A 24,046-nucleotide genomic window follows, 5' to 3' on the forward strand; every position below is an offset into this window, starting at 1 on the left:
TTCACTTACCATCTTTACTGCTTTTTTAAATATTGCTTATCTGTTACTGGCTCTAACCAATCAACAACCTTACCGTCTTTTGATTCTTGAATAGCTAAGTGCATCATGGCTGTTTTATCTGTAGCACCGTGCCAATGTTTAACATTAGCAGGAATATGTACAACGTCACCTGGTTTTATAACCTGAGGTTGTCCATGCCACTGATTAACCCAGCCCATACCTGATGTAACAATTAAGGTTTGGCCAACAGGGTGGGTGTGCCAGTTTGTTCGAGCGCCGGGCTCAAATGTTACCATGGCACCAGCGGCTTTCGCTTCGCCATGAGCTTGGAAACTAGGCTCGACGCGTACTTTGCCCGTGAAATACTTGTCGAGCCCAGTCATTGGGTACTGAGTGCCATTTTTTTGCACTGTGATTTGCGGTAATTCTAAACGTTGTGAAGAGGCGTTTTCTGCATGACTAAATGCACTCATCGTTAAGATAAGGGTACCGATAATATACTTCATACTTTTCTCCATGTGTTTGTAACCGAACGAATCTTCATTTTGGCTAAAAACTGTGCCTTTAAAAAGTACAATGCACGCAAGTTATTGCCTATTAGTCCGAGGCGGCAAATTTATCACTGGTCAATATTGTATAACCGAGCGTATAGTTAAGTATCTTGAATTTAATTGGGTTGGTTATGCATTCAGATTATGATGCTATTGCTAAAATGAGCGCTGCTTTAGCAGATAAGATTGCGCCGCTTATTGGCCAGCAAGAAACCGCTGATAGCGTGATTGAGGATTTGTTTTTTTATCGACAAACACAGGCCGCCACCTCTTGTTCAATGTGTGTGGTTGAACCAAGTATTGCACTGGTGCTACAAGGGGCAAAAAGCATGACCTTGGGCGAAGATCTGTTCAAGTATGACCCACACAAGTATTTGATTACTTCAATTGATTTGCCTGCAAAAATGCAAGTTCTTGAAGCAAAAGACGACGCACCTTATTTAGGCTTAGTGTTAAAGCTTGATTTGGCTATGTTAGGTGAACTGATTTCGCAAATACCGCTCGACAAATTAAACAAGCAATCACTCAATAAGGGAATGACCTTAGGTGAGATGACAGAGCCGCTACTTAACGCTTTTACACGATTAATTGATCTGGTTGATGATCCTGAGTCTATGCCAGTGCTTGCGCCATTAATTAAACGCGAAATTTTTTGGCGTGTACTTAACAGTGAGCATGGGGCAGAGCTTCGCCATATAGTGTCAACAGGTAGCCAAGGGCTGAGAATTGCTCGTAGTGTTAAGTGGTTAAAAGAAAACTATGATCAACCCTTGAGTGTAGAGGACTTAGCGGGTCTTGCTAAAATGAGTAAATCGACTTTCCACCATCATTTTCGAGATCTAACTTCAATGAGTCCGTTGCAATATCAAAAGCGTTTAAGGTTAATGGAAGCTAGAAGGTTGATGGTTGGCGAGAGTATGGATGCCTCAGGTGCTGCTTTTAAGGTTGGCTACGAAAGCCCTTCACAATTTTCTCGTGAGTATTCTCGGTTTTTTGGTTTATCACCAAAACGAGATGTTGAGGCGTTTTTAGCAACGGCTAAATAGCCGGCTACATATAATACCAATGGGCAATAATAGTTAATTAAGCGAATTGGTATAAAAAACGAATGGGCATATCCCTATGTCCCATTCGTTACCATGACACGTTTTAGTTAAAGACTTGCTTTGAAAAATTCAGCAATTTTAGTGAATGGAATTAAACCCACATCATCATATAAATCAACATGACCTGCATTTGGTACAACCAATAATTGTTTAGGTTCAGCAGCTAAATCATAGGCTTGTTGGCTAAACTCAAATGAGTGAGCGTGTTCACCGGCAACAAACAGTAATGGACGTGGTGAAATAGTCTCAATATCGTTAAATGGATAAAAGTTCATAAAACGCACATTGCTGCTTAATGTTGGGTGTGTTGTTAAATCTGCTGATGAACGCTCTGGTGTATATTCACCACGCTCAGTGCGGTAAAAGTCATAAAACTCTTTTGCAATTGGGTGTGAGCTTTCATCAATGTGATGGGGGCAGCCGCCAGTGTATTGTACTTCGCCACCAAGGTACTCAACATTACGTTGCTCTGCAGCCTCATCCAGCATATCTTTACGCATATCAAGATCAATAGAGTTGCCTAAACCATTGCGCGTTGCGCCACCCATGTCATACATACTAACTGTTGCCACAGCTTTGATACGTGGGTCAATTTTTGCGGCACTAATGATGAAACCACCACTACCACATACACCTAAACCACCAATGCTTTCTTTGTTGACGTATGAACGGCTAGCAAGGTAATCGACACCTGCACTGAATGACTCTGCGTATAAATCAGGTAGTACAGTATTACGTGGTTCGCCGTCACTTTCGCCCCAGAAGCTAAGATCAACTGCCAAAGTTACAAAGCCTAGCTCTGCAAGTTTAGTTGCATATAAAGTAGCACTTTGCTCTTTTACCGCACCCATAGGATGACCAATTACAAGTGCTGGAAGATTCGCACCTTTCTCTGCATTTTTAGGTGTAAAAAGATTACCGACTACATTCATTTGTAATTGGTTTTTGAAAATTACTTTTTCAAAGTTAACAGCATCGCTTTGGTAAAAATTATCAGTTGAGGTTGTCATAACTCTCTCCTATTTTTTGATTAACAGGGACTGCAATTTGTTTTCACAATGCAGCTTTGATGAGGTTATTGTCGGTTATTTGTGCAGTTTGGCGTTATATTAGAACAGTCGATTTATTGCCTAAAAGTGTCGAATGTATCTTTAGGTGCTTAAAATGAACATTAGGTAGCCCAAGTATGAGCCACCTAATGATTTTTTAGGGTGTTTTTATAGTGAAATAGCTGGCAATAGCTGCAAAAAATAAGATAGCTGCGCTAACAAAGAAGGTAATAGGGTAGTCATAAACATCAAATAATATACCGCCAAATGTTGAGCCTAGTGCTATCGAAAATTGAATAATTGCTACCATCAATCCTCCTGCAACTTCAGCATCTTTTGGTAAAGCACGAGCTACCCAGCTCCACCAAGCAACAGGCGCTGCAGTTGCAATTACCCCCCATAATCCAAGTAATACGATGTTGATGTTAAAAAGAGATATTTGATTAGCTAAACAAAATGCTATTAAAGCCATAACCGCAGGAGCTGCTATTAATGCAAACGCTAAACTGAGCTTTATCACCTTGCTGATCAATAAGGTGCCAATAAAGCCTGCAAAACCGATAACAAATAACACCATAGAGACTTGTTGGCTGGTGGCTTGAAACGCTGACTCTAAAAAGGGCCTTACATAGGTAAATAAAGTAAATTGTCCCATAAATAGCAGCGCGACAGCTAGCATACCAAAACGGACGAGTGGCTTTTTAAATAACTTAAATGCAGAAAAAGGTCCTTTTGATTGCTGCTGAGCTGGCATGCTAGGCAAAGCCTGCCATTGCCAAAATACAGCAATAGCAATAAATGGCACTAAACACATAAACGCGCCTCGCCAGCCAAGAACACTGCCTAAATAACTGCCAAGTGGTGCTGCAATTATCATGGCAAGACCATTACCACCATTAAATACTGCCAGTGCTTTAGGCACTTTTTCCTCGGGAACTAAGCGCATTGCAGAAGCAGTTGAAAGTGACCAATAGCCACCAATGACTAAGCCGATTAACGCACGACCAAGCATATAAACAGCGTAACTATCAGCTACAGAGATTGTTAAAGTTGACAGTAGCATTATCAAGGTTAGAGCGACTAGTAAGGTTTTTCGATCACTTTTAGCAAATAAAGGACTCATGAATAGACTCGTGACCACCGCAAAAAAACCCGATATTGCTAACCCCTGACCAACCATGCCTTTACTAATTGATAAATCTTCAGCCATAGGTGTTAATAAGCTTACAGGCATAAACTCGCAGGCTATTAAGGCGAAAATACATAATGTCATCGCAAAAACCCCACTCCAATTAGCTTGCTGCTCCATAGGCTGATCATCTTGATAGGTTGAGTAATTTGTCATGCTAGTCCATACAGTTAAATGTGATGGAGTATTTTTTCAGACATAGGTTGAATAGACTAGCTAATGAATACTAATATGCTTTATTAGTAATACTTATTAATAGGCTGGTGGATGATCAAACAAAACCTCAATGAATTGAACTATTTTGTCATTGTGGCAAGAACTGGCAGTTTTACGCGTGCTGCTGCGCAGTTAGGCGTGACTCAGTCAGCTTTGAGTCAGGCTATTCGTTCACTAGAAGCAAATTTAGATATTCGTTTGTTAACCAGAACAACTCGAAGCGTATCACCGACACTCGCCGGGGAGCGTTTACTCAATGCAATAGGGCATCGTTTTGATGATATTGAAAATGAGTTAGAAGCGTTAACTGAACTCAGAGACAAACCTGCGGGCACGGTAAAAATTACTTGTGGTGATTTTATCATTCAGAACACATTACTCCCAAAACTGGCCAATGTATTAAAGCAATACCCCGATATTAATATTGAATTTAATGTTAACTATGGCTACACAGACATTGTTGCTCAGCGTATCGACGCTGGCGTTCGTCTTGGCGAAACTATAGATAAAGATATGATTGCAGTGCCTATTGGTAAAGAGCTCAATATGGCAGCCGTTGCAAGCCCTGAGTATTTTACTAAGCATCCAAAGCCTAACACGCCAAAGGATCTTACTGCACATAATTGTATCAACATTCGTTTTCCGACCCATGGCGGTTTATATGCGTGGGAGTTTGAAAAAGAGGGGGAGGAACTCAATGTGAATGTACGCGGTCAATTAATCTTTAATACCTCTCATCATATTGTTGAGGCGGCGTTACAGGGGTTAGGTATTGCGTTTCTACCTGAAGAAGAGTTTGGTGAGCATATTAAAAATGGTAATTTAATTAAAGTGTTAGCTGATTGGTGCCCCGCATTTCCCGGTTATTATTTGTATTACCCGAGCCGAAGGCAACCGTCTCCGGCATTTAAAATTGTGTTAGAAGCGTTAAAACAGCAATAGAGTGCGGTATTTAGATACCACACTCTATATTTATTACTTATGGCGGCCTTGTAAACAGCTCACCACATCAGCCAATGATAGGCCTTGGCGCTGTAATAACACAGTTAAGTGATACAATAAGTCTGCCGATTCATTGGTTAATTCATCGTTATCATGTTTCATTGCTGCAAGGGCAACTTCAACACCTTCTTCACCCACTTTTTGGCAACTACGGCTTAAGTCTTTTGCAAACAAAGATGCAGTGTAGCTTTTGCTCGGGTCATCGTCTTTACGCGAGACAATCACTTGTTCAAGCTCAGCTAAAAACGACAAGCTAGGTTTAGCATCATCGCCGAAGCAGCTTTGTGTGCCTAGGTGGCATGTTGGTCCAAGTGGGTTTGCCAGTACTAATAGTGAGTCGTAATCACAGTCGGTGTGCACAGAAACGACTTCAAGGTAGTTTTCTGATGTTTCGCCTTTGGTCCATAAACGCTCTTTAGAGCGCGAGTAAAAGGTTACTTTTTGTTTGTCGAAAGTGGCAGCTAATGCGTCTTGATTCATAAAGCCTTGCATTAAAATCACCCCAGAGCGTGCGTCTTGCACGATAGCTGGGATCAATTCGCTTTTGGCAAAATCGACTTGAGAAAGAGTGTCTTTGGTTAATTGCATAGTCTTGCCGCTACATTATTATCAGTTAAAAATTGTTTAAGTTCGCCAATATCAATGACGTTCTTGTGAAATACGCTGGCAGCGAGGGCGCCATCAACTTGGCTTTGTTGAAACACATCAACAAAGTCTTGCATCGTACCTGCGCCGCCCGATGCAATTAGTGGAATATCGCACAGTGCACGCATTTTTGATAGCTGAACATTGTCGTAGCCTTTACGCACGCCGTCTTGGTTCATGCAATTGAGCACGATTTCACCAGCACCTAGGTCTTGCACGCGCTTAACCCATTCTTCGGTTTTATAGCGAGTACGGCTTGATGCATTTGGGTCGCCAGTCAGCTGGTACACTAAATACTCGCCAGTGTTTTCATCATAAAAGCTATCAATACCCACAACTACGCACTGTTTACCAAACTCATTGTGTAACTCTTTGATAAGCTCAGGGCGAGCAATTGCAGGGCTATTAATACTGATTTTATCTGCGCCACGTTCTAAAACACGTGCTGCATCAGCAACAGATTTAATGCCGCCCGCCACACAAAATGGAATATCAATGTGGCGTGCAATGTTCTCTACCCAATTGACATCAAGTAGGCGTTTTTCGACGCTGGCACTGATTTCATAAAACACCAGTTCATCCGCACCGGCATCGCTGTAAGCTTTAGCAAGCGTTAAAATATCACCAACCACTTCATGGCCTTTAAATTTAACACCTTTAACGACTTGGCCGTCTTTTACATCTAAACAAGGGATTATGCGTTTTGATAACATGCTAACGCCTCCTCAACATTAAAGGCACCATCGAGCAATGATTTACCTAAGATAACACCGCCAACACCCAGTTTTTTCAGCTTTGCAATATCATCCAGTGAGCTTACACCGCCTGATGCTTGAACTTTAATCTCGCTGTTGTGGTTGGTTAAATCTTCATAAAGTGCAAACGAAGGGCCGGTCATGGTGCCGTCTTTGCTGATGTCAGTACACAGAAAATCAACCACACCCAGTGCCACGTAAAAATCAACAAGTTCGAACAAGCCAAACTCAGATTCACTTAACCAACCATGTGTTGCTGGTGCCCAGCCGTTGTCAGTTTTATTAACATCTAGTGCGATAACAAAGTGTTCACTGCCAAACTTTTCAATCCAGGCCTGTACTTGCTCACGCTTTTCAACGGCCATTGAGCCGATCACGACTTGGTTAGCACCGGCTTCAAGCCAGTCAGCAACATCTTGCTCAGAGCGAATACCACCGCCCACTTGATAAGGAACATTAAGCGCTTTAGTCGCAGCTTGAATGTGCTGCCACTGTTTTTTATTTGGATCGCGCGCGCCTTCTAAATCAACTAAGTGCAGTTTGCCTGCGCCGCTATTTGCATACTCTTGTAAGCGTGCGCCAAGTTCGTAAGGGTAAAATTGTGCGGTATCATACTTACCTTGGTATAAGCGCACAATTTGGTTTTGTAATACATCGAGTGCTGGAATAATCACGTTTATTTCTCTTATTTTTTTGCTGCGCTTACAGCTGCCAATCTAAAAAGTTTTGTAAAAGTCGGGTGCCTACTTTGGCGCTTCGCTCTGGGTGGAACTGCATGCCTGCGTAGTTATCTTTAGCAACAATTGCTGAAAAAGCTTGTCCGTATTCACCACTAACGAGGGTGGCATCGTTCACTGTGTGAGCAAAGCTATGCACAAAGTACACTTGATCTTGCGCCGATAACCCTTTGGTGAGGGCATGCTCTTTTAATACGCTTAGGTCGTTCCAGCCCATGTGCGGTGAAGTTAATTCACCTACATCTAAGTGCTTAACAATACCTGGAATTTTGCCAAGGCACTCAACATTGCCTTCTTCAGTGCTGTCGCAAAGTAATTGCATGCCTAAACAAATGCCCATCAACGGACGCTGATATTCATCAATTGCTTGCTGCCAACCACCGTCTTTTAAGCGTTTCATGGCAACAGAAGCATGACCTACGCCGGGTAAAATGGCACGTTCAAAGCCTTTTAGTTGCTCAGGTGAGGTGATAACCTCAGGCGTTTTCCCTAAGCGTTCAAAGGCAAAACGAACAGAGTTAATGTTGGCGCAACCGGTATTAATTATGGCAATCATAAACACCCCTTAGAGCTTGCTGTTTGTTGCGAAGCATCTTTTGCAATCGCAGCGCGAAGTGCTCTTGCAAACGCTTTAAAAAGGCCTTCAACTTGGTGGTGACAATTACCATTGCTAACCGACAAAATAAGGCTCATGGCGGCATTATCACTTAAGCTTTTAAAGAAGTGCTCAACCATTTGTACGTCTAAGTCGCCGACTTTTTCACGGCTAAAATCAGCATTTAATACAAACGAGGCACGGCCAGATAAGTCAATTTGCGCTTCTGCTTTGCATTCATCCATAGGGAGTGCAAAACCATAGCGACCAATTTGCGTTTTTGTACCTAGCGCTTGTTTAAGGGCAAGGCCAAGTGCAATGCCGATATCTTCAACTAGGTGGTGCTCATCAATGTGTAAGTCACCAGTGGCTTGAATATTAAGTCCGATATTGGCGTGTGTACGAATTTGGTCAAGCATGTGGTCGAAAAAGCCAAGGCCAGTGCTAATTTCGCCATTTTTTGTTTGGTCTAAATTAACTCGTACATCGATTTGTGTTTCTTTGGTATTACGAGTGACACGGCCTTCACGGTTCGCGGTTGTCAGCTTAGTGACAATGGCATCCCAACTGCCATCATACAAAATACCTTCGCAGCATAAGTTATTGGCAAGTCCAATATCAGTTTGGCGGTCGCCAATCACAAATGAGCGTGCTAAATCGACTTTACCTGAGCGCATCAGCTCAGTAAGTAAACCAGTTTTTGGTTTACGGCAGTCACAATTTTGTTCATCAAAGTGAGGGCAAATCAGAACGTCATCAAATTTAATCCCTTGGCTGTTTAAGATATCCATCATCTTGTCTTGAGCAATATCAAAATCAGCCGTCGGAAAGCTATCAGTACCTAAACCATCTTGATTAGATACCATAACAAGGCGGTAACCTGCCGCTTGAAGTTGTAATAGAGCAGGGATCACATTCGGCAAGAACACTAATTTTTCTAGGCTATCAACCTGTTTGTCGGTGATAGGCTCTTCGATAATCGTGCCATCGCGGTCAATAAATAAATACGGGTTGCTCATGATAATTCCTGTTCTACTGTATTGCTGGTCAGTGATAAACCATCTAACCAAATTTTTACTTGTTCTAGTTCTTGCTCGTTACCGATAGAAATTCGTAACCAATCATTTTCGCCATACAAGGTGAAGGCACGCATCACGAGTCCTTGCTCAAGTGCGATATTAAATGATTGTTTGTCTTTTAGTTTTAAGGTGACGAAGTTACCTTCACCGCTCAGTACTTTGATAACAGCAGGTGATTGCTCAAGCCAGCTTTTCAGTTTGCCTTTTAAGCAATTTAGAATAGTCACCTGACGGCGCATTGAAGCGATGTTGTCACTACTTAATGCATCTGCGGCAATGCTCGCCACCACCGTTGATACAGGGTATGGCGCAATCACTTTACGAATAGGCGCAAGTAGCTCGCTGTTGGCTAATGTGAAGCCTGTTCTTAAACCCGCAAGTGCAAATGCTTTTGATAAGGTTCTTAGTACCACAAGGTTACTAAACTCGTTGATCAAGCTTGCCGCTGTTTGTTCTGGGCAAAATTCTATATAAGCTTCATCCACCACTACAATCGCTTTACCCGCAAGTTGTTGGGTGATTTTTCTGATTTTGTCTAGGCTTGTCATGCTGCCGGTAGGGTTATTTGGGTTACAAATAAACAACAGCTTTGAATCAGCAACTGCAGTGACAACCTCATCAACCGTGCCTTTTAATAACAGCTCTTGAGTTAAACCGTTAATCGCAATGTTGTGGGTATCAGCTGTCACTTTGTACATGCCGTAAGTTGGCAAAAAGAGTGCAATGCTATCTTTAGCAGGGCTACAAAAAGTACGTACTAATAGTTCAATACCTTCGTCAGCGCCACGAGTCATCAGTACTTGCTCTGGCTCTAAATTAGCATAGCAAGCGTAACGATTGATCACTTGCTGAGGCTGCGGATCTGGGTAGCGATTTAAATCAGCTAAATTGATATTTGGCGTACGTGAATAAGGGCTTTCATTGGCATTTAACCAGGTTGTGCCTGTCAGCTTTTCACTTTTCGCCGAACTATAGGCTGTAAGCGCTGCGATGTTATCTGGCAACAGTGTCGTTATTTTTGAATTATCGCTCATTGTTCATAGCCTCAAGACGAATCGAAACAGCATTAGCGTGAGCATCAAGCCCCTCTGCTGCAGCTAAAGGTAAAATTGCTTTAGATAATTCACGTAAGCCATTTTTGCTGATGGTTTGCACTGTGTAAGTTCTAAAGAAGTCCAGTAAGTTTAAGCTCGAATAGGTCGCGCTGTAACCATACGTTGGTAGTACGTGGTTAGTACCCGATGCATAGTCACCGGCAGACTCCGGGGTGTAATCACCTACAAATACTGAGCCGGCATTTTTCACTAAGCTTAAATAAGGCTGCGCATCAGCAAGCTGAAGAATAAGGTGCTCAGGGCCATATTCAGCAGACACCGCAAAAGCTTGCTCAACCGTGTCCACTAATATCAAGCTTGAATTAGCAAGGGCTTGCTCGGCGGTGTCTTTACGACTTAACTTTGCTAGCTGCTCTGTTAATGCTTGCTGTGTTTTTTCAATAATGCGTTCGCTGTTACATAGTAAAATAACTTGCGAATCAGCGCCGTGCTCTGCTTGCGACAATAAATCTGCCGCAATAAATTCAGGGTTTGCACGCTCATCAGCAATTACTAGCACTTCAGAAGGGCCCGCTGGCATATCAATCGCCATGCCCGGAATAGTTTGCGCAACAAGTTGTTTTGCCATGGTGACAAAGCTATTTCCCGGGCCAAAAATCTTGTTCACTTTAGGCACTGATTCTGTACCGTATGCCATTGCTGCAATCGCTCCGGCGCCGCCACTTTCTACAATGGTTTTAATACCACATAGTTTTGCCGCATATAAAATGGCAGGGTTGATAGTTTCATCGGCTTTTACAGGTGTAGTAAGCACAACGGTTTGTGCACCACTTAACTGTGCAAGTACCCCTTGCATGATCACTGACGATGGCAAAGGCGCACTGCCACCTGGCACGTAAATACCTACCGCTTCAATGGCTTGATATTTAAGTTCACACAATACGCCAGGTTGCGTTGTTAACTTAATGTCTTTTGGTAATTGTGCTTGGTGAAAACGTTTTACATTGGCATAGGCCGTTTCGATGGCGGCTTTTAATTCGTTTGATAATAACTGCTCAGCTTGGTTTATTTCTTCAATTGGCACTAATAAGCGAGGTGTTTCGCGCTTATCAAACTCTTTTGCCATTTTTAATAACGCTGCGTCACCCTCAGTTTTAACCGCATTTAAGATGTCGATGCAAATTGCTTCAACCTCTTTACTTGCAGTAACAGCAGGGCGGGTAAGTACCGCCTGCTGTGCTTGTTGATTTTCCTCATTCCAGCGAAACATGGATAATTACTCCATCATTTTTTCAATTGGCATAACAAGAATTGAGTTGGCACCCAGTGCTTTTAACTGTTCCATTGTTTCCCAGAAAAGGGTTTCGCTGCTAACCATGTGTAGTGCTACATAATCGTCGCTACCAGCAAGCGATAGTAAAGTCGGTTGGCCTGTGCCAGGTAGTAAGTCGCATACTTCATCAAGCTTTGCTTTTGGTGCGTGTAGCATGATGTATTTACTTTCTTTTGCTTGGCGCACACCACGTAAACGCGGCATTAACGTGTTGATTAAATCAAGTTTGCTTTGATCAGTAAGGTCTTTGTTTTGAATTAAACATGCATTTGATTCTAAGATGGTGTCGCCTTGCATTAAGCCATTAGCTTCTAAGGTTGCACCGGTAGACACTAGGTCACAAATTGCATCAGCTAAACCAGCACGCGGAGCAACTTCAACAGAGCCCGTTAACATGACTGTGCTTGCATTAATGCCTTCACGTTTTAGGTACTGGCTTAAGATTTCTGGGTAGGTAGTGGCAATGCGTTTACCTTCAAACCAGCTTTTATCTTGTGGGCCAAGTTCTTGTGGCCATGCAAGTGCTAGGCGGCAGTAACCAAAATCAAGTTTAGAAAGTTTGTTTACTTCGAATGCCACGCCTTGGCGTTCGCGTTCGGCTTGAACTTCAACAAGTACGTTTTCACCAACGATACCTAGGTCACACACACCGTCCATTACTAGGCCCGGAATATCGTCATCGCGTACACGAAGTACGTCAATTGGCATGTTGGTAGAGTGTGCGATTAAACGTTGTTCACGAAGATTTAATTTAACACCAAGTTGCTTTAGTAACTCTTGGCAGTCTTTTGATAAGCGGCCGCCTTTTTGGATGGCGATTCGTAAACGGTTGGTATTGCTCATTATTCATTTTCCTTTAATTCAAAAACTAAAAACCCCGAGGGAACCTCAGGGCGAAAATAAATAATTTGGTTGATTGCTCGCCAGAGGTTCCTTTTAGGAATAACCTCTCAGCGAAAAACCTGACAGGCTATTCCGGTGAATGATGGTGATGATGGATAGTTGTCAGATTGAAGCGCATAATTTTTCCTGTATTGCACTCGTTTGTATAAACCAGTGCGTAAATCTGTTTAAATAAGTTACGTATATAGATAAACATGCTTTGCTAATCTTTGGCAAGCATTTTTTTGCGAAATTAAAGTATATGCTATAACTGCCGATAATAAATGGATAGATAGGAGGTACAAATGGATATCATGATCCCCTTTTTAGGTCGAATTACGCGCTTACAGTTGGAAAGTAAAGGTGCGTTCCATATTGCGGGCGTAAAAGATGCGAACGTGCAGCGAATTGAGCTCGAAAAGCGCCAAAAGCGTGAAATAGAACGCCGCAAAAAAGCCTCAAAAAAAGAAGATAAAGGCAACAAAAGTGCCATAGAAGAAGATGAAGAGGGTAATAAACACCTAGATACATGGGCTTAATACTCCATATAAGAATTTGTTTTTATGCAACTGAGTGGTTTTTTCTGCTAACGTTAAGAGACACTTGTGTTGTTACTTACAAGGCAATTCAATGGAACGACCTTTATTACCATTAAACGAGCAAGCTAGACTTGAAGAGCTTCGTTCGTTGAATGTTTTAGACTCTCAAAGTGAGCCTGCCTTTGACCGAATAACTCGCCTTGCCCAACAATTTTTCTCTGTACCCATTTGTGTTATTAGCTTAATTGACGAGCATAGACAGTGGTTTAAGTCATGTGTGGGGCTAGATGTGACAGAGACCGCAAGAGATATTTCATTTTGCGCCCATGCAATTTTATACAAAGATCCCCTAGTGGTTGAAAATGCCTTAAACGATAAGCGCTTTGCAGATAACCCACTGGTAATGGGAGACCCAAATATTCGCTTTTATGCGGGTTGCCCAATTACACTTAAATCAGGAAATAGAATTGGCACTTTGTGCCTTATCGATCATCAACCACGCAGTTTTAACAAACAAGAAATTAAAGCCTTACAAGACTTTGCAGCAATCGTCGAGCGAGAGTTTGCAATCATGCAATTAGCGACTACCGATGAGCTTACCTTACTGCCTAATCGTCGAGGCTTTATTGGCACTGCAGAGCATTACCTTGATTTATGTATTCGCCAGCACTTAAAAGCAAAATTAGTGTTTATTGATTTAGATAACTTTAAAACAATTAACGATAAATTTGGTCATGCCGCTGGCGATAGAGTACTGAAAGATTTTGCAGGATTACTAGAGAACTGTTGTCGCAAAGCGGATTTATATGCACGTTTGAGCGGTGATGAGTTTGTGATTTTATTTACAGATTTAAATAGCAGCGAATGCGATACTATAATGCAGCGCTTGTTGTTATCATTCAGTGACTTACCTAATAGCTTTAATAATCAAGTTGAACTTGGCTTTTCTTATGGTTTTGCCGATTTTTCTGATCAGCAACCTTGTTCACTGACGAAGTTACTCGCTGTTGCAGACGCGCGAATGTATGCCGATAAAGCACAAAAAAAGGCTCGATAATCGAGCCTTTAAAGTAAAAAGCAGTGCTTAATTTTTCGCTTCTGCCGATTGAATACTACTTTGGATCAACGGCGAAATTGTTAAACCTTGTACGATAATCGAAAAGATCACAACTACGTAGGTCACAATTACAATTAGGTTGTGAAGGTCAGAGCCTGCAATCATCACTTGATCGCGTGGGATAGCAGCTGCCATTGCCAGTGCTAAACCACCCCGTAAGCCACCCCAAGTGAGTATTTTCACTGAGTGCTTATCGTATTGGCGATACTTTTTAAAGAACACAAATGGCGCACCTACACTTATAAAACGAGCTAGCAACACCACAGGTACCATCAGTAAACCTAAGCCAATTTCTTCAAGGGTAATAGGCATAGTGACGATGAGCATACCGATAATCAAAAACAGCAATGCATTTAAAAAGCTATCGGTGGCATGCCAAAAGTCTTTAACGTAGCGAGTATCTTCAGGCCCAGTACGCTCTGTTGCTTTTGAACGAGTAATATTGCCTAGTAAAATACCACTGGTGACCATAGCAAGTGCACCTGAGATCTCCCAAATATTCGCAGCTGCAAAGCCGGCTGTTGGAATGGTCAAGGTTAGTAGCAAACGAATGTTCACATCGCGGCTATTAATAATTAAAAAATGCCCGACTAACGCAATCACGAGACCAAACACGATACCGCCAATTGCATCAACTAAGAACAATTCAGCAACGTCAGTAAAGGTGGCTTCGGTGCCATAAAAGGCCACTGAAAATATCGTTGTGAAAATCACCAAACCAATACCATCATTAAACAAAGACTCACCTTCAACTTGCACAGAAATACCTTCTGGGGCTCGCATTTGTTTAATAATGGCTAACACTGCAATCGGGTCGGTTGGGCTGATTAAAGCACCAAACAACAAGCAGTAAATAAACGGTACTGGCCAGCCTACAAAAGCAAACAGATAATAGCTTAAGTAACCAACAATGACCGTTGAGGTAATGGTTGAAAATAATACTAATGCGGTAATTTCCCACCGTTGCTTACGAAGGGCTGCTAAGTTGATTTCCAGCGCACCTGCGAATAGCAAAAAGCCGAGCATGCCTTTTAATAGCAACTGATTAAAGTTGATACTAGAAACAATTTGGGTCATTTCGAGGGCGGTAGTATCGCCAAGCATTTTAACGGCAAGAATAAGTAGTAAAGAAATAACAACAGAGCCAGTTGTTATAGCAATCGTAGTTTGCATTTTGAGGATGAATTGGTTAGCAAAAGCAATAAAAATAGCTAATGCTGAAAGAAAACAAATGAGGTACCAAGCATTCATTGTTTGACCTTAAATATTTGTATAACAAGACGCAGAAAGCAGTCACTTTCTGGCCGCATATAGTACGCCTCTAAAATAGGTATGTCACAGTGTTTATGCGATTTTTATGACATTTTAGAGTAAAAATTCAAGGCGCTGATTGCATATGTATAATCGCTGTTAATAATGTCTTAAAAGAGACAAAAATAAACCTGAAAAAAGCGTAATTATGATAAGTTCAGTTAGGTCAATCAGCCTGTTTAAATTGAGCTGATTCTTGGCTGGTATTAATTGCCCTAATTGGATAAGGGATCACAATTCCTTCTTCTGCGTAACGTTGATGTAATGCTTTGATAAAAGCAGATTTCACCCAAAAGCGGTTAAAGTACTCTTTTGCTCTTAACATCACCGTAAAATTGATGCTTGATTGATCGAATGTATGAAAGACCACAAAAGTTTCGTAATCATCGACGCCCCATTCATGGCTTTTTAATATCTGCCTAGCAACATCCAACGTAACCTGCTCAACTTTTTCAAGGTCTGAGCTATAATGCACTCCCACTTCAACGGGGACGCTGAGCTCTTTTTCTGGGTAAAAATAGTTAATGATGCGCGATTTAGACAGCTGACTATTGGGGATGACTATCATGTTATTTGGCAACATTTTTACCCAGGTTGAGCGCCAACCGATTTTCTCAACAAAGCCTTGATCGCCACTTTCAAGCTCTATAAAGTCGCCGACCCGAATAGGTTTATCAATCACCAACTGAACGCCAGAAAAGAAGTTTTCGAGTGTCGGTTGTAAAGCCAAAGCGACGGCAAGAGAGGTAATGCCCAAAGAGGCAATAATCGGAGTGATTGATATGCCTAACGTACCTAATAACACCAATAAACCAACACATACAATTGCGCAGCGGATCAAGCCTTTAATGATGCTATGACTATTCGAAACAACTACTGAGCGGGCACTGTAATAATCAACGGTACCAAATAAGAAATGATCTAAAAATAACACTAAGGCAAAAATACAAATGGCTTTAGCAGTGGCCGCAATAGGTAAGGGGTGCTCAGCCATAAAGCCGGTGGTGTTTAATAACTGACCAAAAATGATCACAAGCACCATCATTGTGCACAAGGTCAATGGTGTAGACAGTGAGTCAACCAGTAATGAGTCGAACACAAAGTCGGTTCGTTGGGTCCATTTCTTTAAGCAATAGATGATTATAAACTTTAATAAAAACAAGGTTGTGGCGGCTAGTACAGTACCACCAATGACGACCAGCCATGGCTCATTTAGCCATTCGTTTTGTATTAGTTCAGTAATCCTGCTTAGTCCTTAAACCCTAGATACTTGCCATTGCTGCAAGTTATGTACCCAGACTTTTTTATGGATATCTAATCCTTTTAGCTGTGAATCACAAATAATAAGGTGAGCAAAATAAAAACAAATAAAAGGTACAAATGTTTAATAAATGTTATTATTTTGTATCAATAAATTTACACTCCAAGTCAATCTGTTAACAATTAATAAACTTTAAATTTGGTATCCTACTGTTATTTAGGAACTTTTAATTTAGAGCTAATACTTTATTTGTAAATTTTTTGTTTCATTTTTAATTTCGCTCCATTCAATCTAGGCTGGTTATTAATCGGGAACAGTGCAGTCCGGTTACTAGGAAAATATTAAATACATAACAATCTAACGGAGCGTAAACGTGAATTTATCTAAAATCACATTAGCAACTCTTGCTGCTTTTGCTTTGACTCAAGCAACAAGTGCAGTAGCTGCGAACAAGAAATACCTAAACGAACAAACAGGGATTAACCAAGCTTTGCAAACCAATGCATCATCAGTATTGAGTGCAAATCCAAATCAGTTAGTTGGTTTAGGTGCAGGGAATGATTTAGTTGTATTAAAAGAAATCAAAACCAGTAACGGCAACACTACGCGTCGTTATCAACAAATGTATCAAGGTCTACCAGTTATCGGCGATACGGTTAGCCTAACATTTGATGATAATGGTCAATTAAAACGTGCACATGGTGCAGCGGTGTATGATATCGCCGCCGACATCGACTCAGTGTCTCCGGCACTAAACAAGAAAAAAGCAATGGCAAAAGGCCTTGCTAATTCACCGGCTGCAATTAAATCAGTTGGTTTAAAAAAGCATAATGAACAATCACGTTTAGCTATTTGGCTAGATGAAGACAGTGTTGCACACCTAGTGTATGAAGTATCTTATGTGACGTATGGCGACAACCCATCTCGTCCGTATCAGATTATTGATGCCAACAGCGGTGAAGTTTTATTTAGTTTCGATAACTTACAACATGCTAGTGCAACAGGCCCTGGTGGTAACTTAAAAACGGGTAAGTACATTTATGGTACTGATTTTGACAGCCTAGATGTTACTCAGTCTAGCAATACTTGTACTATGAATAACGCCAATGTAAGAACTATTAACTTAAATGGTAGTACAAGTGGTTCAACAGCGTATTCGTTTACATGTCCTGAAAATACTTTTAAAGAAATTAACGGTGCGTACTCGCCTTTAAATGATGCGCATTATTTCGGTAACGTAATTTTTAATATGTATAACGATTGGGTCGGCACTGCACCATTAACTTTCCAATTAAAAATGCGTGTTCATTACGGCAGTAATTACGAAAATGCGTTTTGGGATGGTAGTGCTATGACCTTTGGTGATGGTCAAAATACCTTCTATCCTCTGGTAAGTCTTGACGTATCAGCGCATGAAGTAAGCCATGGTTTTACCGAACAAAACTCAGGCCTCGTTTATTCTGGTAAATCAGGTGGTTTGAACGAAGCGTTCTCAGATATGGCAGGTGAAGCGGCTGAGTTTTATATGAAAGGCTCAAACGATTGGTTAGTGGGTCAGGAAATCTTCAAAGGTAACGGTGCACTACGTTACATGAATAACCCAACCCAAGATGGCAGCTCGATTGACCATCAAAACAATTACTACTCTGGTATGGATGTGCACTACAGCTCAGGTGTATTCAACAAGGCATTTTATAACCTTGCAACCACACCTGGCTGGGATACGCAAAAGGCGTTTGTTGTGATGGCGCGCGCTAACCAACTTTACTGGACTGCCAGCACAAATTGGGATTTAGCAGGTAACGGCGTGATGGATGCAGCCTGTGATTTAAGCTATGACCCAGCCGATGTTCAAGCGGCTCTTGCGGCGGTTGGTGTGACTTCAAGCTTAAGTGCGGGTAGTAGCTGTGGCACGACTGAGCCACCTCCGGGCGGTGATGAAGAGCTAACTAATGGTGTTGCTCGCACAGGGATCAGTGGTGCAGCGAAAGATCAAATGTTCTTTACTCTTGAAGTACCAGCAGACGCAACGAATTTACAATTCAATACAACAGGTGGAAGTGGTGATGCAGACCTTTACGTTATGTATGGCGCAAAACCAACACTGAGCAACTTTGATTGTAAAAGTACTTCATCTACTAGCACAGAAAGCTGCGCTATCAGTAATGTACAAGCGGGTACTTACTACGTAATGGTAGAAGCGTGGAATCAAATATCTGGTGTATCACTTACAGGTAGCTTTGATTCGGGCAGCGGTGGTGGTGTAACACCAATAAACCGTACTGAGTCTAACTTAAGTGTTGGCACAAATAGCTGGACTCGTTTCACGCAAGAGCTAGATGCGGGTTATTCATCACTTGATGTGACTATTTCTGGTGGCTCTGGTGATGCTGACTTGTATGTGAACTTTGGTTCACAATCGACAACATCTAGCTATGACTGCCGTCCTTATAAAAACGGCAATAACGAAACTTGCACATTTACAAACCCACAAGCGGGTACTTGGTATATCGACCTTCGCGGCTATCGCGCTGCAAGTGGTGTAACACTCACCATTTCGGCTAACTAGCCACCCTTTTAGGGAGCTTCGGCTCCCTTTTTTATTTTATTAAAATACACATCATAAAAGGATTGATTATGACAACCCGTCTAACGCAGTGCCTCGTGGGTTTTGCCACGCTATCACTGAGCCAAGTAAGTTATGCAGCGCAAGACGAAACAATTTGGGTCACCATTGATGCCCTTGCTGCAGAGCACTTTCAACAAGATACAGTGAGTAAACGTAAACAAAGCAGTAATTTTGCGATGCAAAAATCGGCTTTGAATCAAGTTAATTTTATGCGCGTTAACAAGCAGGATATCGCTGGTTTAAGTGAGTTTATGCACGATAACTATCATCGCTGCGGTGGTTTTGTAGCCCATGACTCATTAGCAGATGCCGAGCTCTATACTCAGCAATTAAATGCTGTAGCTCAGACAGCTATGAATGCGAGCCTAGTAAACTACAGTATTGATAATGCCACGACAGTTAACGCACTAATATCATCGATTGATAGTAGCGAACTGAGCGATACGGTTAATAGCATGATGAACTTTCATAACCGATATTATTCAGTGCAAAGTGGTGTTGATGCAGCTGATTGGTTAAAGAGCCATTGGCAGCAAATAGCCAGTAGCCGCAGTGATATAAGCGTTGAGTATTTTAACCATAGTTTTTCGCAATCATCAGTTATTGTGACCATTCCTGGTGCAGAAAAAGCAGATGAAATCGTCATTATTGGTGGTCATTTAGACTCAATCAATCAGTCTAATCCAAGTAATGGTCGTGCTCCTGGTGCAGATGATAATGCCTCTGGTATTGCAGTGCTCACACAAACCCTCAAAGCAATTGTAGAAAATAACTACCAACCTCAGCGAACCATTCAAATTATGGGATTTGCCGCTGAAGAAGTAGGCCTTAGGGGCTCAAAAGATATTGCTCAAAGTTATAAAACTCAGGGTAAGAATGTTGTAGGTATGGTGCAGTTTGATATGACTGGCAATAACGGCAGCAGCACAGATATTGTGATGATGACCGACTACACTAACTCATCGCAAAATCAGTATTTATCGCAGTTGCTCGATGCTTACCAGCCCACAGTGAGCTATGGCTTTGATCAATGTGGTTATGGCTGCTCAGATCATGCCTCTTGGTATCAACAAGGGTTTGCCGCCTCAATGCCATTTGAATCAACAATGAGTGATATTAACCCATTGATCCACACATCAAATGATGCCCAATTTGATGCGGTTCACGCCAGTAAATTTGCAAAATTGGCAGTGAGCTATGTTGCTGAAATGGCAAAGAACGCTGGTGATGTGGTAACTGAGCCGACTAATCAGCTTGAAAATGGCGTAGCTAAAACGGGTTTGGCGGGCGCAGCAAAAGATCAGTTATTCTTTACACTTGATGTACCCGCAATGAGCAGTAACCTTGAGTTTGTAACTGAGGGGGGCTCCGGTGATGCCGATTTATACGTTAAATTTGGCAGTAAGCCGACCTTACAAGACTTTGATTGTAAAAGCACAACCTCTACAAGTAATGAAAGTTGTGTGATGTCGTCAGTTCAAACTGGCACGTATCATGTCATGGTTGAAGCGTGGAATGAGATTTCGAATGTGTCACTCACGGGAAGTTATAGCACCTCAGGTGGCGGCGACAACGTTGACCGAACTGAGCCAAACGTGAGTGTCGCTACCGGTAGTTGGCAGCGCTTTACTCAACAAATACCAGCAGGCCTTAGTAATTTAACGATGACGATTACTGGCGGTAGTGGCGATGCAGATTTGTATGTTAACTATGGCTCAGCGTCAACAAGTTCAAATTATCTATGTCGGCCTTACAAAAATGGTAACGAAGAAAGTTGTCAATTTGATAACCCACAAAGTGGAACTTGGTACATAGATTTACAGGGTTACCGAGCTGCATCAGGCGTGACATTAACGATTCAAGGACAATGATTTAAATGCAATCATACTTTTAACCATGAGGAAGCAACGCTTCCTCATTTAGTCTTGCCCTTGGCAAGTCAGTTACGTAAAATCTGCCCATCACTTTTAATCTATTGGCGAAGTTTATCAAACAACTTTTCAGTGCCACTGGCCCCCTTGCACTTTCTCTTGATGGATATACTCCTCGGCAGCCACAAATTGACATGGCTGTTGCGGTTGATTATGCCTTAAAAAAACGTCACCAATTAGTGGTTGAGGCGGGCACAGGCACGGGTAAAACCTATGCTTACTTAGCGCCTGCGTTAAAATCAAAAGGCAAAACCATCATCTCTACGGGTTCAAAAGCACTACAAGAGCAGTTGTTTCACCGTGATTTACCCAATTTAGTCAAAGCACTGAGCGCCACTAAAAAAGTCGCCCTTTTAAAAGGCCGCGCGAATTATTTGTGTACCTATCGTTTAAGTCAGCATGTTGCGCATGTGCCAACAGATGATCCTGATGTAATGCATCAACTAGCGATGGTAGCAAAGTTTGCAAGTGAAACCCGTTCGGGCGATTTGGCAGATTGTATCGGCATAGAAGAAGACGCCAAGGTACTGCCTTATGTTAGCTCAACCGCAGATAACTGTTTGGGTAAAGAGTGCCCCGATTTTCAAGACTGTTATATTCGCAAAGCCCGCTTAAATGCCATGGAAGCAGATGTGGTGGTGATCAACCATCATTTGTTTTTTGCTGATATGGCCGTGAAAGACACAGGTTTCGCTGAACTAATGCCCACTGCTGACGCCTACATTTTTGATGAGGCGCATCAGCTTAGTGAAATTGCCAGTGACTATTTTGGTGAAAGTGTTAGCACTAAAAAGCTGGTGGATTTAATTAATGACTTACGTGCGATATACCGTGCAGATATCCCGGATATGCTGCAATTAGGTAAAACCCTCAACAAGTTAGAAACCAGCGTGGCAGATTTACGCTTACAGTTTGGGGTTGATGGTAGCCGTGGTGACTGGCGTGAAAAACTGGCCGATAAAGAGATTTGTGCAGCACTGCACCGGGCCATTAGTGACCTCGACTTTTTATACCAAGTTTTAAAGTTATGCTTAGACCGTAGCGAAAAAATAGAGCATCCGTTTGAGCGTACACTGGCCTTTAAAGGTCAGTTAGAGCGGGTATTTGATACCGCACAAACGGGCTATAGTTATTGGTACGAAACCACTCGCCGATACCTAACGGTAAACATTACACCACTTAATGTATCGGCTAAATTCGCACAAATGATGAAAGACACTGGGGCAGGTTTTGTGTTTACATCGGCGACTTTATCGGTCGATAACGACTTAGCGCACTTTAACGCTAGCCTTGGCTTAAAACCAACGCAAAGCATGATTGTTGAAAGTCCGTTTGATTATCAACAACAAGCACTACTTTGCTTACCGCGCTACTTGCCTGAGTCACATGCGAATAATATGCCCCACGCAATTATCAAGCTGACCCTTGAGTTGATTAAATCAGCAAAAGGTCGCTGCTTTGTGCTATTTACAAGTTATCGTATGATGCATTTAGTGGCGGAAGGGTTAACTACACAAATGGATTATCCGGTTTATATGCAAGGGCAAATGTCTAAACGTATTATCCTTGAGAAGTTTACCCGTCACGGTAATGCCGTTTTACTCGGCACAGCCTCATTTTGGGAAGGCGTAGATGTTAGAGGCAGTACATTAAGTTGTGTTATCATTGACAAATTGCCGTTTGCCGCACCAGATGACCCATTATTGCAAGCAAAAATGCAAGATTGCCAGCTGCAAGGTAAAGACCCATTTGCGCATATTCAATTACCTCAAGCGGTCATTGCATTAAAGCAAGGGGTAGGGCGACTTATTCGCGATAGTAAAGATAAAGGTGTGTTGGTTATTTGCGATAACCGCCTAGTAACACGCCATTACGGCCAAGTATTTTTAAAAAGTTTGCCACCCATGCGCCGCACGCGCGACTTAGCAATGGCAAACGCGTTTTTAGAACAGATCAATTAGAGTAACTTAGATGATTAAACACAATATTCTTGCCTTAGATGCATCAACTGAAGCTTTATCGCTGGTGCTACATTATCAAGGGCAAACATTTCATCATTTTGAAGAGTGCCCTCAGCAGCACAGCCAAAAGATTTTGCCTTTAATTGATGAGTTACTCGCAAAAGCGCAATGTAAACTAACCGATTTAGATGTGATTGGTTTTGGTCAAGGACCGGGTAGCTTTACGGGCGTGCGTATCAGTGTTGCGATTGCACAAGGTTTAGCTTATGCCGCACGTTTACCTTTGGTTGGCGTATCAACATTGCAGATAATGGCGCAACAAGCGTTTGAGCAAGACCAAGCTAGCGATGTGTTTTCTGCCATTGATGCACGTATGGGTGAGATTTATTACGCTCACTATAAAACTGATAATAATGGTTTAATGCTACTTGTTGATGAAGAGCAAGTTATTAAACCTGAGTTGCTAACGCTACCTGAAACAGCAGCAACTGCAGTGGGTACAGGTTGGCAGACTTATCCAGCACTTGTTACAGAAATTGCAAATGTAAGTCTAAATGAAAACATCTTACTGCCTGATGCAAAGTACATGCTGGCCTCGGTTGCCACTGCATTCGCTAATGGTGAAACGGTGACTGCAGCTAATGCGCAGCCTAAATATGTTCGTGATACAGTGACTTGGAAAAAGCTACCAGGCCGAGAGTAACTTAAAGAATAACGGGACTTGCGTGCCCGTTAGTTATGGCACATAATTTAGTCATGTTTGATGTGGAATTACGAGTTTGACTTTACCTATTGGCTCAGGCTTTTATACCGGTGACATTCCCGGTCAATATAGCCGTAAAAATACCGTTACTGATAAGCCTAAAGCGATATCAGACCAAACGGCTGAGCAAAAATCGTCAACAGAGTATGTTAAATCAAGCCCTCAAGCTGTTGCTATTGCTGATGAATTTAAAGCTGAGTCGCAAAGCTATCAGCAAACAATTTATGATAAACCAAGCAACCCAAAAACCAGTCGCGCTATTTCAACCTATACGGAATTTGCTAACTTAGAGCGCCGCGCCGAAGTGCAAAGCCTTATTGGCGTTGATGTATATGCTTAG

Annotated in this window: 22 protein-coding genes; 9 read left to right on the forward strand and 13 right to left on the reverse strand. The window is 42.0% G+C overall.

What is annotated here, in order from left to right:
• Nucleotides 1-14: 14 nt before the first annotated feature.
• Complete coding sequence (locus ABMY41_RS07870; RefSeq protein WP_105181850.1) at nt 15-506, reverse strand: cupin domain-containing protein; 492 nt, start codon at nt 504-506, stop codon at nt 15-17.
• Nucleotides 507-682: 176 nt separating this feature from the next.
• Here ABMY41_RS07870 and ABMY41_RS07875 point away from each other — a divergent pair, with 176 nt between their 5' ends.
• On the forward strand, nt 683-1,597 hold the full coding sequence (locus ABMY41_RS07875) for an AraC family transcriptional regulator (RefSeq protein ID WP_349274451.1): 915 nt from the start codon (nt 683-685) through the stop codon (nt 1,595-1,597).
• Nucleotides 1,598-1,704: 107 nt separating this feature from the next.
• Here ABMY41_RS07875 and ABMY41_RS07880 read toward each other — a convergent pair whose 3' ends face one another.
• Nucleotides 1,705-2,667 carry an alpha/beta hydrolase gene (locus tag ABMY41_RS07880; RefSeq protein WP_175081569.1) on the reverse strand — a complete coding sequence of 321 codons (963 nt, stop codon included), beginning with the start codon at nt 2,665-2,667 and terminating at the stop codon, nt 1,705-1,707.
• 196 nt (nt 2,668-2,863) lie between these two features.
• Complete coding sequence (locus tag ABMY41_RS07885; protein WP_349274452.1) at nt 2,864-4,051, reverse strand: MFS transporter; 1,188 nt, start codon at nt 4,049-4,051, stop codon at nt 2,864-2,866.
• 111 nt (nt 4,052-4,162) lie between these two features.
• Between ABMY41_RS07885 and ABMY41_RS07890 the strand changes: the two genes are divergently transcribed.
• Nucleotides 4,163-5,053: a LysR family transcriptional regulator gene (locus ABMY41_RS07890; protein ID WP_251601816.1), complete on the forward strand. Its 891-nt coding sequence runs from the start codon at nt 4,163-4,165 to the stop codon at nt 5,051-5,053.
• Nucleotides 5,054-5,086: 33 nt separating this feature from the next.
• Here the strand turns inward: ABMY41_RS07890 and hisIE are convergent, their stop codons facing one another.
• From hisIE to hisG, 8 genes are read right to left on the reverse strand one after another with little or no spacing between them, the layout of a single operon-like run.
• Nucleotides 5,087-5,701: a bifunctional phosphoribosyl-AMP cyclohydrolase/phosphoribosyl-ATP diphosphatase HisIE gene (gene hisIE / locus ABMY41_RS07895; protein WP_054552013.1), complete on the reverse strand. Its 615-nt coding sequence runs from the start codon at nt 5,699-5,701 to the stop codon at nt 5,087-5,089.
• The gene (gene hisF / locus ABMY41_RS07900) at nt 5,692-6,471 is read right to left on the reverse strand and encodes an imidazole glycerol phosphate synthase subunit HisF (protein WP_349274453.1); all 780 of its coding nucleotides are present in this window, start codon (nt 6,469-6,471) and stop codon (nt 5,692-5,694) included. Before hisF ends, hisIE begins: the two co-directional genes overlap by 10 nt.
• Nucleotides 6,453-7,187 (reverse strand): 1-(5-phosphoribosyl)-5-[(5-phosphoribosylamino)methylideneamino] imidazole-4-carboxamide isomerase, encoded by a 735-nt coding sequence (locus ABMY41_RS07905; protein ID WP_054563886.1) that lies wholly within the window; start codon nt 7,185-7,187, stop codon nt 6,453-6,455. Before ABMY41_RS07905 ends, hisF begins: the two co-directional genes overlap by 19 nt.
• Nucleotides 7,188-7,215: 28 nt before the next feature.
• On the reverse strand, nt 7,216-7,806 hold the full coding sequence (hisH, locus tag ABMY41_RS07910; protein WP_349274454.1) for an imidazole glycerol phosphate synthase subunit HisH: 591 nt from the start codon (nt 7,804-7,806) through the stop codon (nt 7,216-7,218).
• A complete protein-coding gene (hisB, locus tag ABMY41_RS07915) occupies nt 7,803-8,864 on the reverse strand; it encodes a bifunctional histidinol-phosphatase/imidazoleglycerol-phosphate dehydratase HisB (RefSeq protein ID WP_349274455.1) in 1,062 nt (353 codons plus the stop codon). Before hisB ends, hisH begins: the two co-directional genes overlap by 4 nt.
• Nucleotides 8,861-9,958, reverse strand: coding sequence for a histidinol-phosphate transaminase (gene hisC / locus ABMY41_RS07920; RefSeq protein ID WP_349274456.1), 1,098 nt, complete (start codon nt 9,956-9,958; stop codon nt 8,861-8,863). Before hisC ends, hisB begins: the two co-directional genes overlap by 4 nt.
• Nucleotides 9,948-11,249: a histidinol dehydrogenase gene (gene hisD / locus ABMY41_RS07925; protein ID WP_252949762.1), complete on the reverse strand. Its 1,302-nt coding sequence runs from the start codon at nt 11,247-11,249 to the stop codon at nt 9,948-9,950. The genes hisC and hisD overlap by 11 nt, the downstream gene beginning before the upstream one ends.
• Nucleotides 11,250-11,255: 6 nt before the next feature.
• Nucleotides 11,256-12,155: an ATP phosphoribosyltransferase gene (gene hisG, locus ABMY41_RS07930; RefSeq protein ID WP_054563881.1), complete on the reverse strand. Its 900-nt coding sequence runs from the start codon at nt 12,153-12,155 to the stop codon at nt 11,256-11,258.
• Nucleotides 12,156-12,499: 344 nt separating this feature from the next.
• Here hisG and ABMY41_RS07935 point away from each other — a divergent pair, with 344 nt between their 5' ends.
• Nucleotides 12,500-12,733, forward strand: a complete 234-nt coding sequence (locus ABMY41_RS07935; RefSeq protein ID WP_175080643.1) for a hypothetical protein — start codon at nt 12,500-12,502, stop codon at nt 12,731-12,733.
• A gap of 91 nt (nt 12,734-12,824) precedes the next feature.
• On the forward strand, nt 12,825-13,790 hold the full coding sequence (locus ABMY41_RS07940; protein WP_349274457.1) for a sensor domain-containing diguanylate cyclase: 966 nt from the start codon (nt 12,825-12,827) through the stop codon (nt 13,788-13,790).
• A 27-nt stretch (nt 13,791-13,817) separates the two neighbouring features.
• Here ABMY41_RS07940 and ABMY41_RS07945 read toward each other — a convergent pair whose 3' ends face one another.
• Together ABMY41_RS07945 and ABMY41_RS07950 are read right to left on the reverse strand one after the other, a co-directional pair.
• Nucleotides 13,818-15,101 (reverse strand): sodium:proton antiporter, encoded by a 1,284-nt coding sequence (locus ABMY41_RS07945; RefSeq protein WP_062565648.1) that lies wholly within the window; start codon nt 15,099-15,101, stop codon nt 13,818-13,820.
• A gap of 226 nt (nt 15,102-15,327) precedes the next feature.
• A complete protein-coding gene (locus ABMY41_RS07950; protein WP_349274464.1) occupies nt 15,328-16,362 on the reverse strand; it encodes a mechanosensitive ion channel family protein in 1,035 nt (344 codons plus the stop codon).
• Nucleotides 16,363-16,795: 433 nt separating this feature from the next.
• On the opposite strand from ABMY41_RS07950, the gene ABMY41_RS07955 reads away from it, so the two are divergent.
• The 5 genes from ABMY41_RS07955 to ABMY41_RS07975 all read left to right on the forward strand — a co-directional run bounded on the left by ABMY41_RS07955 (nt 16,796) and on the right by ABMY41_RS07975 (nt 24,046).
• Nucleotides 16,796-18,991, forward strand: coding sequence for a pre-peptidase C-terminal domain-containing protein (locus tag ABMY41_RS07955; protein ID WP_287241950.1), 2,196 nt, complete (start codon nt 16,796-16,798; stop codon nt 18,989-18,991).
• A 68-nt stretch (nt 18,992-19,059) separates the two neighbouring features.
• On the forward strand, nt 19,060-20,922 hold the full coding sequence (locus ABMY41_RS07960; protein WP_349274458.1) for a M28 family metallopeptidase: 1,863 nt from the start codon (nt 19,060-19,062) through the stop codon (nt 20,920-20,922).
• A gap of 104 nt (nt 20,923-21,026) precedes the next feature.
• The gene (locus tag ABMY41_RS07965; RefSeq protein ID WP_349274459.1) at nt 21,027-22,943 is read left to right on the forward strand and encodes an ATP-dependent DNA helicase; all 1,917 of its coding nucleotides are present in this window, start codon (nt 21,027-21,029) and stop codon (nt 22,941-22,943) included.
• A gap of 10 nt (nt 22,944-22,953) precedes the next feature.
• Nucleotides 22,954-23,646 carry a tRNA (adenosine(37)-N6)-threonylcarbamoyltransferase complex dimerization subunit type 1 TsaB gene (gene tsaB, locus ABMY41_RS07970; protein WP_349274460.1) on the forward strand — a complete coding sequence of 231 codons (693 nt, stop codon included), beginning with the start codon at nt 22,954-22,956 and terminating at the stop codon, nt 23,644-23,646.
• A gap of 76 nt (nt 23,647-23,722) precedes the next feature.
• Complete coding sequence (locus ABMY41_RS07975) at nt 23,723-24,046, forward strand: hypothetical protein (RefSeq protein ID WP_062565644.1); 324 nt, start codon at nt 23,723-23,725, stop codon at nt 24,044-24,046.

Origin of the sequence: Pseudoalteromonas sp. BZA4, from assembly GCF_040104395.1 — a bacterium.
In the GTDB taxonomy this organism is placed as follows: domain Bacteria; phylum Pseudomonadota; class Gammaproteobacteria; order Enterobacterales; family Alteromonadaceae; genus Pseudoalteromonas.